This window comes from Microbacterium maritypicum (assembly GCF_008868125.1).
Taxonomy (GTDB): Bacteria; Actinomycetota; Actinomycetes; order Actinomycetales; family Microbacteriaceae; genus Microbacterium; species Microbacterium maritypicum.
Window position 1 is genome coordinate 1,482,063 of the sequence record NZ_WAAQ01000001.1, and the last position, 17,121, is coordinate 1,499,183.

Below are 17,121 nucleotides of genomic sequence, written 5' to 3' on the forward strand. Positions count from 1 at the left end.
GATGACACTCACCCGAGAGCAGATGGCCGCCAGAGCGGCCGCCGAGCTGCAGGACGGCGCCTACGTGAACCTGGGCATCGGCTTGCCCACGCTCGTGCCCAACCACGTGCCGCGCGGTATCACCGTCGTCCTGCAGTCGGAGAACGGCATCCTGGGCGTCGGTCCCTACCCGAGCGAGGAATCCGTCGACCCCGACCTCATCAACGCGGGCAAGGAGACGGTCACCACTCTTCCCGGCGCCGCGTTCTTCGACTCGGCGACCAGCTTCGGCATGATCCGCGGAGGCAAGATCGACGCGGCGATCCTCGGGGCGATGCAGGTCTCCGCGACCGGCGATCTCGCGAACTGGATGATCCCGGGCAAGATGGTGAAGGGGCCCGGCGGTGCGATGGATCTCGTGCACGGGGCCGGCCGGGTCATCGTGCTCATGGAGCACGTCGCGAAGGACGGTTCGGCGAAGATCGTCGACGAATGCTCGCTGCCGCTGACCGGTCGCGGTGTGGTCGATCGGATCATCACCGACCTCGCCGTGATCGACGTGACCGCAGAGGGGCTGGTGCTCGTCGAGACCGCACCCGACGTCACGGTCGACGAGATCATCGCCGCGACCGAACCACCCCTCATCGTCTCCCACGCTCTGCTCACCGGAAGGATCATGGACCATGACTGAGAACGACGTCGTCATCGTCGCCGCTGCTCGCACCCCGCAGGGACGCCTCAAGGGGCAGCTCGCCGCGTTCACCGCCCCCCAGCTCGGCTCCTTGGCCATCCGTGGAGCCCTGGAGCAGGGCTCCATCGCACCCGCAGACATCGACGCGGTGATCGTCGGTCAGGTGCTGGCCGCCGGATCCGGGCAGAACGCAGCCCGTCAGGCGGCCATCGGCGCGGGCATCGGCTGGGACGTTCCCGCGCACTCCGTGAACAAGGTGTGCCTCTCAGGGCTGACCGCGGTCATCGACGCGGCGCGGATGATCCGCACCGGAGACGCCGAGGTGGTGGTCGCCGCCGGGATGGAGTCGATGACGCGCGCACCCCACCTGCTCATGGGATCGCGCGACGGCTGGGCATACGGGAGCGTCGAGGTGCTCGACCACATGGCCTACGACGGGCTCACGGATGCGTACGACCGGGAGAGCATGGGGGCATCCACCGAACGGCACAACGCGCGTTTCGATCTCACCCGGCAGGCGCAGGACCGCGTCGCCGCGCTCTCGCATCAGCGCGCCACCGCCGCGCAGGAAGCGGGCGTGTTCGATGAGGAGATCGTCGCCGTGGACGTTCCCCAGCGCCGCGGCGAGCCCGTGCGTGTCACGAGGGACGAGGGCGTGCGCCCCGACACCACGGTCGAGACCCTCGCGGGGCTGCGCGCAGCTTTCGCCGAAGGCGGTTCGATCACCGCGGGGAACTCCTCACCGATCTCGGACGGCGCCTCGGCCGTGGTCGTGACCACTAGACGGACCGCCCAGGCCAAGGGATGGCCCGTGCTCGTGACCGTCGGCGCGAGCGGGCAGACGGCTGGGCCGGACAACTCCCTGCAGGCGCAGCCGGCGCGGGCGATCGAGCGCGCGTGCGAGAAGCAGGGCATCGCCCCCTCGGATCTCGACCTCGTGGAGATCAACGAGGCGTTCGGTGCGGTCGTCGCGCGTTCGCAGGTCGAACTCGGCCTCGACGAGGCCATCGTGAACATCCACGGCGGCGGCATCGCGATCGGCCACCCGATCGGCGCTTCCGGCAACAGGCTGGTGGTGCATGTCGCGCACGAGCTCGCGCGTCGAGGCGCAGGAACGGCAGCCGTCGGCCTGTGCGGCGGCGGCGGTCAGGGCGAGGCGCTCATCCTCACCCGGTGACGGGAGTCGCGGGCGGGACCGCGCTCAGGGACGTGCGTCCTTGGCGTGGTCCTGCGTGTCGGCGAGGGCCTTCTGCGAACGGAACTGCAGTCGCTGCGCTTTCTTCGCCTTCTTGACCGACTGCGGGGAATCGGCGTCGACCCGCACACCGCGTCGCTCGCGGTTCATGTCGACCACGGCGCCGACGGCGAGAGCCATGGTGATCGCCCAACTCACCCAGGACAGGACGGCGCGCCAGGTGACGGGCTGCTCGCGGGTGCCGCGCAGCAGGGAGACCCCGGCGGAGATCGCAGCGACAAGTCCGGTGCTGAAGAGGTAGCGCATTCCCCCACGGTACCTTCCCGCACCCCCGGTCGCACCGAGCCTTGACAACCCCTCCCCGATCCTGGCAAGGGAGGGGCAGATGAAGCGCAGCGCCCGCAGACGAGCGAGTCGAATGCGGCGTGCGTGTCGAGCGCGCGCGGAGAGCACGGACCCGGAGTCTCCCTGCCGATGCCCGGGTGCACCCGCTATCATGGCCAGGTCGCGGCTCGCCCGCGGCCGCACAACCGTGTATCTACCGGCCGTCGGCATTCCGACGGACAGCGGCGGCACCCGACATCGCGTCTTCGACGCGCGAGAGCCATGACACGCGCAACAACATCGCAGCAACTCGCCGAGCCGAGCCTTCTCCGTCTCGCCGGCCTTCCCTACTTCCTCATCGCCTTCATCGCGCGACTGCCGTTCGCCATGATGGTGGTCGGCGTGCTGACGGTGGTCGTCTCCGCTCGCGGCTCCCTGTCGCTGGGCGGGCTCACCTCCGCGGCCGTCGGCCTCGGCACCGCCTGCTTCGGGCCGCTGCTGGGAGCCGCGGCCGACCGGTTCGGACAGCGGACCGTGCTGCTGGTGCTCGCCCTGGCGAACGGGGCGATGCTCCTGCTGTTCACGTTCGTCGTCTACGGCACCGCCGCCGACGGCTTCGTGCTGCTCGCGGCGGTCGGCATCGGGGCCACGGCTCCGCAGGTCGCGCCGCTCTCGCGGTCGCGTCTGGTGACGATCATCAGCGACCGGATGCCCGAGGGGCGCCGCGCCAAGACGGTATCGGGCACGATGGCCTACGAGTCGGCCGCCGATGAGACCGTGTTCGTCTTCGGGCCCTTCATCGTCGGCATCCTCGCCTCGGCGATCGCGCCGTGGGCGCCGCTGGTGGGAGCCGCCGTGCTGACCGTGGTGTTCGTGGGGGCTTTCGCCCTGCACCCCAGCGGACGGCACGTCTCGCAGGATCGGGATGCGGATGGCAAGGCGCCGTCGACCGTCTCCGAGCTGTTCCGGCCCCAGCTGCTGATCGTGGTCGTCGGCATCCTCGGTGTCGGGATCTTCTTCGGAACGATGCTCACCTCGCTCACATCGTTCATGGCCGACCGCGGTGCACCAGAGCAGGCCGGCCTCCTCTACGGCGTCATGGGCGTCGGCTCCGCGATTCTCGCGCTCGGTGTCGCGTGGCTTCCCGCCGCGTTCTCGATGCGTGCGCGGTGGCTCGTCTTCTCGGGCATCCTGCTGGCGGGAACACTCCTGCTCGGCTTCGTCGACACGCCGGGAACCATGATGGTGGCGCTCGCGATCATGGGCATCGGCATCGGCCCCACACTCGTCACGCAGTACAGCTTCGGCGCCGCTCGCAGCCCGCGCGGGCGCTCGGCCACCGTCATGACCATGTTGGGCTCCGGCGTCGTGGTCGGGCAGTCGATCGGCGCCGCCTTCGCGGGCGAGATCGCCGAGAGCGTCGGGACTCCGGCTGCGCTCCTGCTGCCGATGGTCGCCGCGTTCATCGCGTTCGCCGCGGGAGTCGCGAACTGGATGCTCAGCGGTGAGAAGCGTCGAGCGGCTCCCGTCAAGCCCTGACGATCGATCCGCGGAAATCGAGGTTCCTCGATAGCCTGGAGGAAACCCCCGGGAGGAGCCCTCGTGGCCGCAGCAGATTTCGTCGTCGTCGCCAACCGCCTGCCCGTGGACCGCGTGGTGGGCCCCGATGGCGAGGAGGCGTGGCGCACATCCCCCGGCGGCCTCGTCGCGGCCCTCGAGCCGATGATGCGCAGCGTGCACGGCGCCTGGGTCGGTTGGGCCGGTCAGGCCGACCTGGAGCTCGCGCCCTTCGAGGCCGACGGCATCGATCTCATCCCGGTCGCCCTGAGCGCCCAAGAGGTCGCCGAGTACTACGAGGGCTTCGCGAACGACACCATCTGGCCCCTCTACCACGATGTGATCGCACCGCCGCAGTACCACCGTGAGTGGTGGGACGCCTACGTCACCGTGAATCGCCGTTTCGCCGAGGCGGCGGCTGCTGCTGCGGCGCCGGAGGGCACGGTCTGGGTGCACGACTACCAGCTGCAGCTCGTGCCGCAGATGGTGCGTGAGCTGCGCCCCGACGTCACGATCGGGTACTTCCACCACATCCCGTTCCCCGCGCACGGTCTGTACGCGCAGCTGCCCTGGCGCGATCAGGTGCTGCGTGGCCTGCTCGGTGCCGACGTGATCGGCTTCCAGCGCGCACAGGATGCCACGTACTTCCTCACCGCCGTGCGCCGCCGACTGCGCTACGAGGTCAAAGGTCCGCATGTCGCCGTGCCCGAGGGGGAGGGCGAGGGCACGCGCACCGCGATGGCGCGAGCGTTCCCCATCTCCATCGACACCACTCCCTACCTCGAGCTCGCCGCTCGCGAGGACGTGCGTGCGAGGGCAGCGGAGATCCGCGCGAGCCTCGGCAATCCGAAGCGCATCCTGCTCGGGGTCGACCGCCTCGACTACACCAAGGGCATCCGCCACCGCATCAAGGCGTACGGTGAGCTCCTCGCCGAGGGCCGGCTCAAGGTCGAGGACGTGACGCTCGTGCAGGTCGCCAGCCCCAGTCGCGAGCGTGTGGACGCCTACGTGCACCTGCGTGACGAGATCGAGCTCGCCGTCAGCCGCATCAACGGCGACACCGACACCATGGGCCACTCCGCGATCCGATACCTCCACCAGGGATACCCGCGCGAGGAGATGGTCGCGCTGTATCTGGCCGCGGACGTGATGCTCGTCACCGCTCTGCGCGACGGCATGAACCTGGTCGCCAAGGAGTACGTCGCCACCCGTGTCGACGACCGCGGCGTGCTCGTGCTGAGCGAGTTCACCGGCGCGGCGGATGAGCTGCGCCAGGCCGTCCGGGTCAACCCGCACGACATCGAGGGGCTCAAGGACGCGATCATGACGGCGGTGGAGATGCCGCCCGCTGAGCAGGGTCGCCGCATGCGGTCGCTTCGCCGACGTGTGCTCGACAACGACGTGAACGCCTGGTCGTCGTCGTTCCTGAAGGCCCTCTCCGAGGTGCGCGGCCGCTGAGCACCCGCGACACCGAACCCGAGCCCACACGCACGACCCCTGTGATTGGAGCATCCATGACGCGCCCCTGGATCCCCGGAACCGCTGACGACGACCTCAAGGCCCTGGCCGCCACGCCCCGGCTGGTGGTCGCCCTCGACTTCGACGGCACAGCCTCTCCGCTGGTCGCCGACCCGATGGCGGCGCGGGCGCTCCCCGAGGTCGCCGTCCAGGTCGATCGTCTTGCAGCACTACCTGACACGGTCGTCGCCTACGTCTCCGGACGCAGCATGCACGATCTCCGCGTCATCACCGAGCACTCCGACGACTCCGCGATCGCCCTGGCAGGCTCTCACGGCGCGCAGTACTGGTTTCCGGGCGAAGGCGACGTCGACGCTCCGGGCGAGGCGACAGAAGACGGTGCGCGCGAAGAGCTCTGGGCGGCGGCCCAGCCGATCATCGACCGCTACGACGGTGCCGAGTTCGAGCCCAAGACCTTCGGCATGGGCGTGCACACCCGTCGCGCCGATGCCGAGACCGAGCAGCGCGTCTTCGCCGAGATCGACGCCCTCGTGGCCGAGCGCTTCCCGCACTGGAGGCGCCGCTCCGGTCACCGGGTGCTCGAGTTCTCCTCGCGCACCGAGGGCAAGGATGCCGCGATGGCGGCCCTCCGCGAACGGTTCGACGCGACCGGCATCCTGTTCGCCGGCGATGACGTGACCGACGAGGACGCGATGCGCGTGCTGGAGCCCGGTGACCTCGGCGTGCGCGTGGGGCCGGGGGAGAGCGTGGCGACCCTGCGTGTGGACACTCCACAACAGATCGCCGAGCTTCTGGAGGCGTTGGCGGACGAACGCACCTCCGCACGGCAATAGACTTCCGTCATGTCCTCGCATGATCCCGCCAGCAGCGCGCCCATCGACATCAAGCCCCGCAGCCGCGTCGTCACCGACGGCATCGAGGCCACGACCTCCCGCGGTATGCTCCGTGCCGTCGGCATGGGCGACGCCGACTGGGACAAGCCGCAGATCGGCATCGCCTCGAGTTGGAACGAGATCACTCCCTGCAACCTGAGCCTCGACCGGCTCGCGCAGGGGGCGAAGGAGGGTGTGCATTCGGGCGGCGGCTACCCGCTGCAGTTCGGCACCATCTCGGTCTCCGACGGCATCTCGATGGGCCACGAGGGGATGCACTTCTCGCTCGTGTCGCGCGAGGTCATCGCCGACTCGGTCGAGACCGTGATGATGGCAGAGCGCCTCGACGGCTCGGTGCTCCTGGCCGGGTGCGACAAGTCGATCCCCGGCATGCTCATGGCCAGTGCGCGCCTCGACCTGTCGAGTGTGTTCCTGTACGCCGGATCGATCGCTCCGGGTTGGGTCAAGCTCTCGGACGGCACCGAGAAGGACGTCACGATCATCGACTCGTTCGAGGCTGTGGGTGCGTGTCGCGCCGGCCTCATGAGCGAGGAGGACCTGAAGCGCATCGAGTGCGCCATCGCTCCGGGTGAGGGCGCGTGCGGCGGCATGTACACCGCCAACACCATGGCTTCGGTCGCGGAGGCCCTCGGGCTCAGCCTCCCGGGCTCGGCGGCTCCGCCCGCAGCGGACCGCCGTCGCGACTACTACGCCCACCGCTCGGGCGAGGCCGTCGTGAACCTGCTCCGTCAGGGCATCACGACCCGCGACATCCTCACCAAAGAGGCGTTCGAGAACGCGATCGCCCTCGCGATGGCCCTCGGCGGCTCCACCAACGTCGTCCTGCACCTGCTCGCGATCGCCCGCGAGGCCGAGGTCGAGCTGAGCCTGCACGACTTCAACCGCATCGGCGACAAGGTTCCGCACGTCGCCGACATGAAGCCCTTCGGCAAGTACGTCATGAACGACGTCGACCGTCACGGCGGCATCCCCGTGATCATGAAGGCGATGCTCGACGAGGGACTGCTGCACGGCGACGCGCTCACAGTCACGGGCAAGACGCTCGCCGAGAACCTCGCCGACCTCGACCCGCAGCCGATCGACGGCGAGGTCATCCACACGTTCGACAACCCGATCCACGCCACGGGCGGCCTCACGATCCTGCACGGCTCGCTCGCTCCCGAGGGTGCCGTCGTCAAGACCGCCGGCTTCGATGCGGCCGTCTTCGAGGGTCCCGCCCGCGTCTTCGAGCGCGAGCGTGCCGCGATGGACGCCGTCGCCGAGGGGGAGATCGAGCCCGGCACCGTCATCGTGATCCGCTACGAGGGCCCCAAGGGCGGACCGGGCATGCGCGAGATGCTCGCCATCACGGCGGCCATCAAGGGCGCTGGGCTCGGAAAAGATGTACTACTCTTGACTGACGGACGATTCTCAGGCGGCACAACCGGCCTGTGCATCGGCCACATAGCACCCGAAGCGGTGGACGCAGGTCCTATCGCCTTCGTGCGCGATGGTGATCTGATACGGGTCGATATCGCAGCTCGCTCTCTCGATCTACTCGTCGACGAGGCAGAGCTCGCCTCCCGCCGTTCTGGCTGGGAGCCGCTTCCCCCGCGCTACACCCGAGGCGTTCTTGCCAAGTACTCGCGTCTCGTGCGGTCCGCCGCCGAGGGCGCGACCACCGGCTGACCCGGACGCTCCGGCATCCGGCGTCCTGCACAGATCATCAGAAGGAAACTCATGACTGCTGATTCCGCCCCGGCCGTGCCGAGGCCGCCCGCCCGTCAATCCTCTGCGCCGGAGATCACCGGTGCGGAGGCCGTGGTCCGCTCGCTCGAGCTCCTCGGCGTGACCGACGTGTTCGGTCTTCCCGGCGGCGCGATCCTCCCGGTCTACGATCCGCTGTTGGACGCCTCCGAGCTCCGCCACATCCTGGTGCGGCACGAGCAGGGCGCCGGCCACGCGGCCGAGGGTTACGCGTCGGCATCCGGCAAGGTGGGCGTGTGCATCGCCACCTCCGGCCCCGGTGCGACCAACCTCGTCACCGCGATCGCCGACGCCTACATGGACTCGGTGCCCATGCTCGCCATCACCGGCCAGGTGTTCTCGACGCTGATGGGGACGGACGCGTTCCAGGAGGCCGACATCGTGGGCATCACGATGCCGATCACCAAGCATTCGTTCCTGGTGAAGGATGCGTCCGAGATCCCCGGTGCGATCGCTGCGGCCTACGAGATCGCCGGTACCGGACGCCCCGGTCCTGTGCTGGTCGACATCACGAAGGACGCGCAGCAGGCGACCGCCCCGTTCGTGTGGCCGCCCAAGATCGACCTCCCCGGCTACCGTCCGGTGACTAAGGCGCACGGCAAGCAGATCCAGGCCGCAGCGACTCTGCTCGCCGAGGCCAAGAAGCCGGTGCTGTATGTCGGCGGTGGCGTGATCCGCGGCAAGGCGTCGGCGGAGCTCCTCGAGCTCGCGGAGTCCACCGGTGCACCGGTCGTCACGACGCTGATGGCGCGCGGCGCGTTCCCCGACTCTCACCCGCAGCACCTCGGCATGCCGGGCATGCACGGCACGGTTCCCGCGGTGCTGGCGCTGCAGGAGGCCGACCTGCTCGTGTCGCTCGGCGCACGGTTCGACGACCGTGTCACGGGCAAGGCGGCACTGTTCGCACCGAACGCGAAGGTCGTCCACGTCGACATCGACCCGGCTGAGATCTCCAAGATCCGCACAGCCGATGTGCCGATCGTCGGCGATGTGCGCGACGTGCTCACCGACCTCGATGCGGCCTTCCGCGGAGCGACTGCAGGCACCAAGCCCGACATCGACGAGTGGTGGTCGTACCTCGACGGTCTGCGCACCGAGTTCCCGCTCGGCTACGCGCCGACCACGGACGGCCTCCTCGCCCCGCAGTACGTGATCCAGCGGATCGGCGAGCTCACCGGCCCCGAGGGCATCTTCGCCTCGGGCGTCGGCCAGCACCAGATGTGGGCGGCGCAGTTCATCAAGTACGAGCGTCCGAACGCCTGGTTGAACTCCGGCGGCGCCGGAACGATGGGCTACTCGGTGCCCGCAGCGATGGGTGCCAAGGTGGCGCAGCCCGAGCGACCGGTCTGGGCGATCGACGGCGATGGCTGCTTCCAGATGACCAACCAGGAGCTCGCGACCTGCACGATCAACAACATCCCGATCAAGGTCGCGATCATCAACAACTCGTCGCTGGGCATGGTGCGGCAGTGGCAGACACTGTTCTACGACGGCCGTCACTCCAACACCGACCTCAACACCGGTCACGGCACGATCCGCATCCCCGACTTCGTCAAGCTCGCCGAGGCCTACGGCTGCCTCGCGATCCGCGTGGAGAAGGAGGAGGAGGTCGACGCCGCCATCCAGCTCGCGCTCGAGACGAACGACCGCCCCGTGGTGATCGACTTCGTCGTGAGCGCCGACTCCATGGTATGGCCGATGGTGCCGCAGGGAGTCAGCAACAGCTATGTCCAGTACGCCCGCGAGCACGCGCCCGCATTCGACGAGGAGGACTGATCCATGTCGACCCACGTGCTGAGCCTGCTGGTGGAGAACACCCCCGGCCTGCTGACCCGTGTCGCGGGGCTCTTCGCCCGCCGCGGCTTCAACATCGACTCCCTCGCCGTCGGCGTGACGGAGGTGCCGGGGATCTCCCGCATCACCGTCGTCGTCGACGTCGACGAGCTCCCGCTCGAGCAGGTCACCAAGCAGCTCAACAAGCTGATCAACGTGATCAAGATCGTCGAGCTCGACTTCGCCACGTCGGTGCAGCGCGAGCACATGCTCGTGAAGGTGCGCACCGACAACGCCACGCGATCGAACGTGATCGAGGTCGTGAACCTCTTCCGCGCCTCGGTGGTCGACTACGCCTCCGACGCCCTCGTGATCGAGGTGACCGGCGACAAGGGCAAGGTCGACGCCATGCTGCGCGCGCTCGAGCCCTTCGGGATCAAGGAGATCGCGCAGTCGGGTCTTCTCGCGATCGGCCGTGGCGGCAAGAGCATCACCGAGCGCGTCCTGCGCGGCTGACCAACCTGAGTACCGAGTTTTCGCCGCTCATCGAGCACGCGAAGCCAGACGAAACGCAAAGAACAAGGAGAAACACAAAGTGAGCACCGAGATCTTCTACGACGCCGATGCAGACCTGTCCCTGATCCAGGGCAAGAAGGTCGCGATCGTCGGCTATGGCTCGCAGGGCCACGCCCACGCGCAGAACCTGCGCGACTCGGGTGTCGAGGTCGCGATCGCCCTCAAGGAGGGCTCCAAGTCGGCCGCCAAGGCCGAGGAGGCCGGCTTCCCGGTGAAGACCGTCGCCGAAGCCACCGAGTGGGCCGACGTCATCATGATCCTCGCGCCGGACCAGCACCAGCGCACGATCTACAGCGAGTCGATCGCGCCGAACCTCACGGCCGGCAAGACGCTCGCCTTCGCGCACGGCTTCAACATCCGCTTCGGCTACATCGACGCTCCCGAGGGCGTCGACGTGATCCTGGTCGCCCCGAAGGCTCCCGGCCACACGGTCCGTCGCGAGTTCGTCGCCGGCCGCGGCATCCCCGACATCATCGCCGTCGAGCGCGACGCATCGGGCAAGGCCTGGGACCTGGCGCTCTCCTACGCGAAGGCCATCGGTGGCACCCGCGCCGGTGTCATCAAGACCACCTTCACCGAAGAGACCGAGACCGACCTGTTCGGTGAGCAGGCTGTTCTCTGCGGCGGCGTGAGCCACCTGGTGCAGGCCGGCTTCGAGACCCTGACCGAGGCGGGCTACCAGCCGCAGATCGCGTACTTCGAGGTTCTGCACGAGCTCAAGCTGATCGTCGACCTGATGTGGGAGGGCGGCATCGCCAAGCAGCGCTGGTCGATCTCCGACACCGCCGAGTTCGGCGACTACGTCTCGGGTCCGCGCGTCATCGACGAGCGCGTCAAGGAGAGCATGAAGGGTGTGCTGGCCGACATCCAGTCCGGCGCCTTCGCGAAGCGCTTCATCGACGACCAGGACAACGGTGCCGAGGAGTTCCTGGCGCTGCGCGCCAAGGAGGAGCAGCACCCGATCGAGGTCACCGGCAAGGAGCTGCGTTCGCTCTTCGCATGGAAGCAGCAGGACGAGGACTATGTCGACGGCAGCGCTGCTCGCTGATTCGATTCTCGAAAGAACGGGCGTCCCCTCGGGGGCGCCCGTTCTTCGTTTTCTGATGAACCCCAAGGCGCAAACATCCGATGTCTATGCCAGGATGGGAGACATGCGACAGGAATGGTTTGACCGGGCTCGGTTCGGCATGTTCGTCCACTTCGGCCTCTACAGCGGCGCCGCCAGGCACGAGTGGGTCCAGAACTACGAACGCCTCACCGACGAGGATTACCGGCAGTACTTCGAGCACTTCGACCCGGATCTCTTCGACGCCGCGGCCCTCGCCCGCACCGCGAAGGAGACGGGCATGGGATACGTGGTGCTCACCACGAAGCACCACGACGGCTTCTGCCTCTGGGACTCGAAGCTGACCGACTACACGTCGGTGGCGAACACCGGACGCGACCTCGTGCGCGAGTACGTGGAGGCGCTGCGGGCCGAGGGGCTCAAGGTCGGGCTCTACCACTCGGTCATCGACTGGCATCACCCCGACTTCACCGTGGACTGGAACCACCCGCGCCGCGATGACGAGGGCGCCGCCGAGCTCAACGTCGGCCGCGACATGGCGGCGTACCGCGCCTACCTTCACGGGCAGGTGCGCGAGCTCCTCACGGACTACGGCGACATCGACTACCTCTTCTTCGACTTCACATACCCCGAGGAGAAGGACGGCTGGGCAGGCAAGGGACCCGACGACTGGGACGCCACCGCGCTGCTCGCGCTGTGCCGGGAGCTGCAGCCGAACATGCTCGTCAACGACCGTCTGGGCATTCCGGCCGATTTCGTCACCCCCGAGCAGTACCAGCCGACCTCGCCGATCGTGCGTGACGGCGTGCCGTTGACCTGGGAGGCCTGCCAGACGCTCAACGGGTCCTGGGGCTATCACCGCGACAACACCGACCAGAAGTCACCCACGATGCTCGTGCAGATGCTGGTCGACTCGGTCTCGATGGGCGGCAACATGCTGCTGAACATCGGCCCGGACGGACGCGGGGCGATCGCGCCCCGCGATGCGCAGACGCTGGGGGAGATCGGTGAGTGGATGCGCCTGCACCGTGGCGCCGTGGTCGGCGCCGGGTATGCGGCATTCACTCCGCCGCGCGAGGGTGTGTACACACGCAGCGGGAACCGCCTCTACCTGAGCCTGTTCAGCTGGCCGATGGGCTTCGTGCATCTTCCCGAACTCGCCGGCAAGGTCTCCTATGCACGACTGCTCAACGACGGTTCGTGGCTCGAGACGAGCGTGTCCGATCCCGAGCGCGAGGCGGAGCTGATGACGCCGGCCGGCGAGGCGGAGGGAACTCTGACCGTGCACCTTCCGGTGCGTCGCCCTGACGTTCTGGTGCCCGTGATCGAGCTGACCCTGATCGGGGAGTGACCCTGTCCGTGGCGGCGGCTCAGGCCGTCGCCACGGGGAGGTCCATGCCCTCCAGCGCGAGGCGTGCGGCACCGTGCAGGATGGCATCGGCGCCCGTGGTCGCCGACTCGATCCGCAGACGCTGGGTCGCCAGCGGGTGGCACGCCTCGTACACCCGACTGCGGACGGCGGCGATGAACGGCTCGGAGGCGCTCATGCTGCCCGTGAGGAACACCGCGTGCGGGTTGAAGAAGTTCACGACTCCGGACAGCGCCTGTCCGAGGTGAGTGCCGGCGGTGCGCACCAGAGTGGTGGCCAGCGGATCGGCGTCGCGGGCGAGGCTCAGCACGTCGGTCGTCGTGTGCACGGAGTCGCTGCCGCGCTCGCGCATCTGCCGCACGAGGCTCGCGCCGCTGGCCACGGTCTCCAGGCAGCCGGTGTTGCCGCACGAGCACGGGATGTCGCCGCTGCCGTCGATGCGGGTGTGGGTGATGTCACCCGCGGCTGAGGTGGCTCCTCGATGCACCCGTCCGTCGACGATGATGCCGCTGCCGATCGCGGTGCCGGCCTTGACGGTGATGCTGTGTCCCGTGTGTCCGAAGCGCTCACGGTGCTCGCCGAGAGCCGCGAGGTTGGCGTCGTTGTCGACGGCCACGGGGACGCCGTAGCGCGCCGAGAGGTGCTCGCCGACGCGGAATCCTGGCCAGCCGGGCATGCGAGAGGGCTGGTCGACCGATCCGGTCGCGATGTCGACGGGCCCGGGGAGGCTGATGCCGATCGCATGGACCCTACCCGTGCTCGTGAGGCGGTCGAACACGACGGCGAGGCGATCGAGCGTGGCCTCGGGCCCCTCGGTCACGTCGACGGCGATCGACTCGCTGTCCAGCAGTGCGCCGCTGAGGGAGTGCCTGCCGATCCGGGCGTGTCCGCCGCCGAGGTCGGCCGAGAGCACGAAGCCGTCTGCGGCGATCTGCAGCACCCGGGGACGTCGACCACCGCGAGATGTGCCGTCTCCCGCTTCCCTGAGCACCCCGGCATCGAGCAGGGACTGCACGCGGAGCCCGACCGTCGACGCGGCAACCCCCAGCAGTGCGGCCAGCTCTGTGCGTGAGCGCGCCTCGCCGCGGGCGACGAGGTCGAGGATCCGCCGCGTGTGGGGATCGTCGACGGTGGTGTCTGCGGAGTTGGTCATGGGAGCACTTTCCTGTCGGAGCATCGTCAGCGTAGCGGGGGATCGTCGTGTTTCCCGGGAGTTACGAATTATCAAGGTCCGATAAACATCGGATGTTCAGCTTGCGGCCCCTTGCGAAGTATGAAACGGTGACTTCATACGAAATCCTACTAGGTTAATTCGAACCTCGAAATAACCAGTTCCCTTCCAGGAGGCATTCAATGAAGAAGTTGCGTGTAGGGGCTGTGGTCGCCGTCGCCGGCGTCGCAGTCGCGATGACCGGCTGCGCGAGCGGCAGCGGCACCGGTGGTTCCGCCGACGGCGACACCATCGTGGTCGACATGTGGGCGGGTAGCGAGTCCGACGTGGATGCCCTCGAGGCGCAGGTCGCGTTCGCTCAGGAGCAGAACCCCGATATCAAGATCAAGCTGCAGACGTCGCCGTGGAGCGACTTCTTCACGAAGCTGACCACGAACATGGCCAGCGGCAACATGGCCTGCGTCACCGGCATGAGCGGTGCGCAGCTCGGCGGCTACACGGGCGGCTTCCGCGAGCTGAGCGACGCCGACCTCAAGACGGCCGGCATCGACTGGGCGGACTTCAACCCGAGTGCCGACGGCATCCTCAGCTTCGAGGGCAAGGTCTACGGCGTGCCCTTCGACGTGGCCACCATGCTCGTCTACTACAACCAGGACATGCTGACCGCGGCCGGCGCCCCCACCCCGGAGATCGGCTGGACGTTCGACGACTTCGACAGCATCGCCGCCGCCGCGACGAAGGACGGCAAGTACGGCTTCGGCATGGGCATGGGCGGCTACCAGTGGATGTCGATGCCCATCGCGTACTCCGCGACGCAGCCCGCTTCCGAGGACGGGACGCTGCACATCGACGAGAAGGCCTTCGTCGACGCGTCGACCTGGTATGCCGAGCTCGTCACCGAGAAGAAGGTCGCCGCACCCGTGGCATCCGCCTCCGACACCGGATGGGGCGAGAACCAGTACACGGGCGCCAACGCGGCGATGGCTGTGGACGGCACGTGGAACGCCGTGAGCTACCTCGACAACGAGTCCGGCTTCGCGGCCGGCATGGTCCCGCTGCCCGCCGGCGCGAACGGCAACCCCGGTCCGATCCTCGGCTCGGGCTACGGCATCTCGGCCAACTGCAAGAACCCCGAGGCCGCGCTCAAGGTCATGGGCTCGCTTCTCGGTGAGGACGCACAGGACTACATCGCGTCGTCCGGCCGTTCGTACCCCGCGCGCACGTCGTCGCAGCCGCTGTACTTCGAGTCGATCGACGAGCAGTACCGCGACCAGGTCCAGTCCGTCTTCGAGGCGGCCTTCGGCGACACGGTCCCGCTGTACATGACGAAGAACTGGCAGAAGCTCGACAGCTACATCCAGCCGAACCTGGTCAGCGTCTACAACGGCCAGATGACGATGGAAGAGCTGCTCTCGAACGCGCAGGCGCAGTTCGGCGAGTGACCCGGCTCCGGCCACCGCAGCAGCAATGCAGTAACAGAGAAAGAAACTGAGATGACGATCACGACGAGACGTCGACGATCGCTCGCCAAGGTGGAGGCCGGTCAGGCGCTGGGATTCGCAAGCCCAGCCCTGATCGGGCTCGCCCTGTTCACGATCGTGCCCGTCGGGCTCTCGATCGTGATGAGCGTCTTCGACTGGCCGACCTTCGGCGAGCGGACCTTCAACGGGGTGGACAACTACGTCAAACTGTTCACCAGCAGCCCCGACTTCTGGCCGGCGCTGCGCAACTCGGCGGTGTACACGCTGCTCTACGTGCCGCTGAGCGTCGCTCTCTCGCTCGTGCTCGCTCTCGGCCTCGGTTCGCGCATCCGCGGACGAGGTGCCCTGCGCGTGCTCTTCTTCATCCCCGTGGTGACTCCCATGGTCGCCAACGTGCTGGTGTGGAAGATGATGCTGCAGCCGCAGGGACTGTTCAACGGTCTCTCGCAGACCTGGTTCGGCATCGAGCTGCCGAACTTCCTCGCAGACCCGTCGTGGGCCATGATCATGGTCGTCGTGATGAGCGTCTGGCAGGGGCTCGGCTACAACATGCTGATCTTCTCGGCCGCTCTCGAGCAGCTTCCCGAGAGCGTGCTCGAGGCGGCCAGCATCGACGGCGCCAGAGGGTTCCGACGGGTGTGGAGCATCATCATCCCGATGATCTCGCCGTCGATCTTCTTCGCAACGATCATGACGATGATCACGTCTCTGCAGGTGTTCGTGCAGCCGCAGATGCTCACCGGTGGCGGTCCGGGCAACGCCACCAAGCCCCTGGTGATGTACATCTGGGAGCAGGGATTCACCTTCGGCGACCTCGGCCTCGCCGCCGCAGCCGCCTGGATCCTCTTCGCGATCATCATCGCGATCACCGGGCTCCAGTTCGCAGCGCAGAAGAAGTGGGTGCACTATGAGCACTGAGACCCTCGTCCGGCCCACCGGCCGCGCCGGCCGCACCGAACGCGAGCGGGCTCGCGGCGCGGCGACGACCCCCGGCGCCCGCGCCCGGCTCATCCTCGCCCACGTCGGGATCTACGTCGCTGCGCTGATCTTCATCTCCCCGCTGATCTACGCCTTCTTCTCGGCGCTCAAGCCGAACGCCGAGATGTTCTCGATGCCGCCCACGCTGGTGGGCTCGGAGCTGCGGTGGAGCAACTTCGTCGACGTGTTCGCCTACGGACCGTTCCTGACCTACATCATGAACTCCTTCATCGTCGCGATCGGCGGAACGCTGGTCGTGCTGGTCGTCTCGACCACGGCCGGATATGCCTTCGGGCGTCTGCGGTGGAAGGGGCGCGACGCCGTCTTCGTCCTGTTCCTGGCCACGCTCATGGTGCCGGCCGAGGTGCTCGTCATCCCCATGTTCCAGGTGATGCAGTGGTTCAGCTGGGTCGACACGTACCAGGCGCTTATCCTGCCCTTCGCCTTCGGCGCCTTCGGAACCTTCCTGATGCGGCAGTTCTTCCGCGGCATCCCGTACGAGCTCGAAGAGGCGGCCCGCGTCGACGGCGCAGGCCCCGTGCGCTCGTTCCTGCAGATCATCCTGCCGCTGTCGAAGTCGGCCGTCGCCGTCCTCGCGGTGTTCACATTCCTCTCGTTCTGGAACAGCTACCTGTGGCCGCTGATCGTGACGGTCGACTACAACGCGCACGGCACGCTCCCGGTGGGACTCGCGAGCTTCGCCGGACTCACCGGCACCCGGTGGGACCTGCAGATGGCTGCGGCCATCATCTCGATGGTCCCGACCACGATCCTCGTGATCGTTCTGCAGAAGCACCTCGTCAAGGGCATCGCGATGGCAGGACTGGGCGGGCGCTGAGCATG

15 protein-coding genes are annotated in these 17,121 nt (G+C 68.0%); 13 read left to right on the forward strand and 2 right to left on the reverse strand.

Going from position 1 to position 17,121, the window contains the following annotated elements:
- Position 1 precedes the first annotated feature (1 nt).
- Together F6W70_RS07150 and F6W70_RS07155 are read left to right on the forward strand one after the other, a co-directional pair.
- Positions 2-670, forward strand: coding sequence for a CoA transferase subunit B (locus tag F6W70_RS07150; protein WP_170287867.1), 669 nt, complete (start codon positions 2-4; stop codon positions 668-670).
- Positions 663-1,847, forward strand: a complete 1,185-nt coding sequence (locus F6W70_RS07155) for an acetyl-CoA C-acetyltransferase (protein ID WP_151486265.1) — start codon at positions 663-665, stop codon at positions 1,845-1,847. Before F6W70_RS07150 ends, F6W70_RS07155 begins: the two co-directional genes overlap by 8 nt.
- A 24-nt stretch (positions 1,848-1,871) precedes the next feature.
- Here the strand turns inward: F6W70_RS07155 and F6W70_RS07160 are convergent, their stop codons facing one another.
- The gene (locus tag F6W70_RS07160; protein WP_017830822.1) at positions 1,872-2,171 is read right to left on the reverse strand and encodes a hypothetical protein; all 300 of its coding nucleotides are present in this window, start codon (positions 2,169-2,171) and stop codon (positions 1,872-1,874) included.
- A gap of 300 nt (positions 2,172-2,471) precedes the next feature.
- On the opposite strand from F6W70_RS07160, the gene F6W70_RS07165 reads away from it, so the two are divergent.
- From F6W70_RS07165 to F6W70_RS07200, 8 genes are all read left to right on the forward strand, one after another.
- Positions 2,472-3,728 carry an MFS transporter gene (locus F6W70_RS07165; RefSeq protein ID WP_055872690.1) on the forward strand — a complete coding sequence of 419 codons (1,257 nt, stop codon included), beginning with the start codon at positions 2,472-2,474 and terminating at the stop codon, positions 3,726-3,728.
- Between the two features lie 63 nt (positions 3,729-3,791).
- Positions 3,792-5,204, forward strand: coding sequence for an alpha,alpha-trehalose-phosphate synthase (UDP-forming) (locus tag F6W70_RS07170; RefSeq protein WP_055868667.1), 1,413 nt, complete (start codon positions 3,792-3,794; stop codon positions 5,202-5,204).
- 56 nt (positions 5,205-5,260) lie between these two features.
- A complete protein-coding gene (gene otsB, locus F6W70_RS07175; RefSeq protein WP_151486266.1) occupies positions 5,261-6,058 on the forward strand; it encodes a trehalose-phosphatase in 798 nt (265 codons plus the stop codon).
- A 9-nt stretch (positions 6,059-6,067) separates the two neighbouring features.
- Positions 6,068-7,786, forward strand: coding sequence for a dihydroxy-acid dehydratase (gene ilvD / locus F6W70_RS07180; RefSeq protein WP_017830818.1), 1,719 nt, complete (start codon positions 6,068-6,070; stop codon positions 7,784-7,786).
- Positions 7,787-7,837: 51 nt separating this feature from the next.
- The gene (locus F6W70_RS07185) at positions 7,838-9,640 is read left to right on the forward strand and encodes an acetolactate synthase large subunit (RefSeq protein ID WP_151486267.1); all 1,803 of its coding nucleotides are present in this window, start codon (positions 7,838-7,840) and stop codon (positions 9,638-9,640) included.
- A 3-nt stretch (positions 9,641-9,643) separates the two neighbouring features.
- The gene (ilvN, locus tag F6W70_RS07190; RefSeq protein ID WP_017830816.1) at positions 9,644-10,153 is read left to right on the forward strand and encodes an acetolactate synthase small subunit; all 510 of its coding nucleotides are present in this window, start codon (positions 9,644-9,646) and stop codon (positions 10,151-10,153) included.
- A 79-nt stretch (positions 10,154-10,232) separates the two neighbouring features.
- Positions 10,233-11,261, forward strand: a complete 1,029-nt coding sequence (ilvC, locus tag F6W70_RS07195) for a ketol-acid reductoisomerase (RefSeq protein ID WP_017830815.1) — start codon at positions 10,233-10,235, stop codon at positions 11,259-11,261.
- Between the two features lie 94 nt (positions 11,262-11,355).
- Positions 11,356-12,630 (forward strand): alpha-L-fucosidase, encoded by a 1,275-nt coding sequence (locus F6W70_RS07200; RefSeq protein ID WP_373695300.1) that lies wholly within the window; start codon positions 11,356-11,358, stop codon positions 12,628-12,630.
- A gap of 19 nt (positions 12,631-12,649) precedes the next feature.
- Here F6W70_RS07200 and F6W70_RS07205 read toward each other — a convergent pair whose 3' ends face one another.
- Positions 12,650-13,801 (reverse strand): ROK family transcriptional regulator, encoded by a 1,152-nt coding sequence (locus F6W70_RS07205; protein WP_127482453.1) that lies wholly within the window; start codon positions 13,799-13,801, stop codon positions 12,650-12,652.
- Between the two features lie 200 nt (positions 13,802-14,001).
- On the opposite strand from F6W70_RS07205, the gene F6W70_RS07210 reads away from it, so the two are divergent.
- From F6W70_RS07210 to F6W70_RS07220, 3 genes are read left to right on the forward strand one after another with little or no spacing between them, the layout of a single operon-like run.
- Positions 14,002-15,261 (forward strand): ABC transporter substrate-binding protein, encoded by a 1,260-nt coding sequence (locus tag F6W70_RS07210; RefSeq protein ID WP_235562516.1) that lies wholly within the window; start codon positions 14,002-14,004, stop codon positions 15,259-15,261.
- A gap of 51 nt (positions 15,262-15,312) precedes the next feature.
- Complete coding sequence (locus F6W70_RS07215) at positions 15,313-16,218, forward strand: carbohydrate ABC transporter permease (RefSeq protein WP_017830811.1); 906 nt, start codon at positions 15,313-15,315, stop codon at positions 16,216-16,218.
- Positions 16,208-17,116, forward strand: coding sequence for a carbohydrate ABC transporter permease (locus F6W70_RS07220; protein WP_055868656.1), 909 nt, complete (start codon positions 16,208-16,210; stop codon positions 17,114-17,116). Before F6W70_RS07215 ends, F6W70_RS07220 begins: the two co-directional genes overlap by 11 nt.
- Positions 17,117-17,121: the final 5 nt, after the last annotated feature.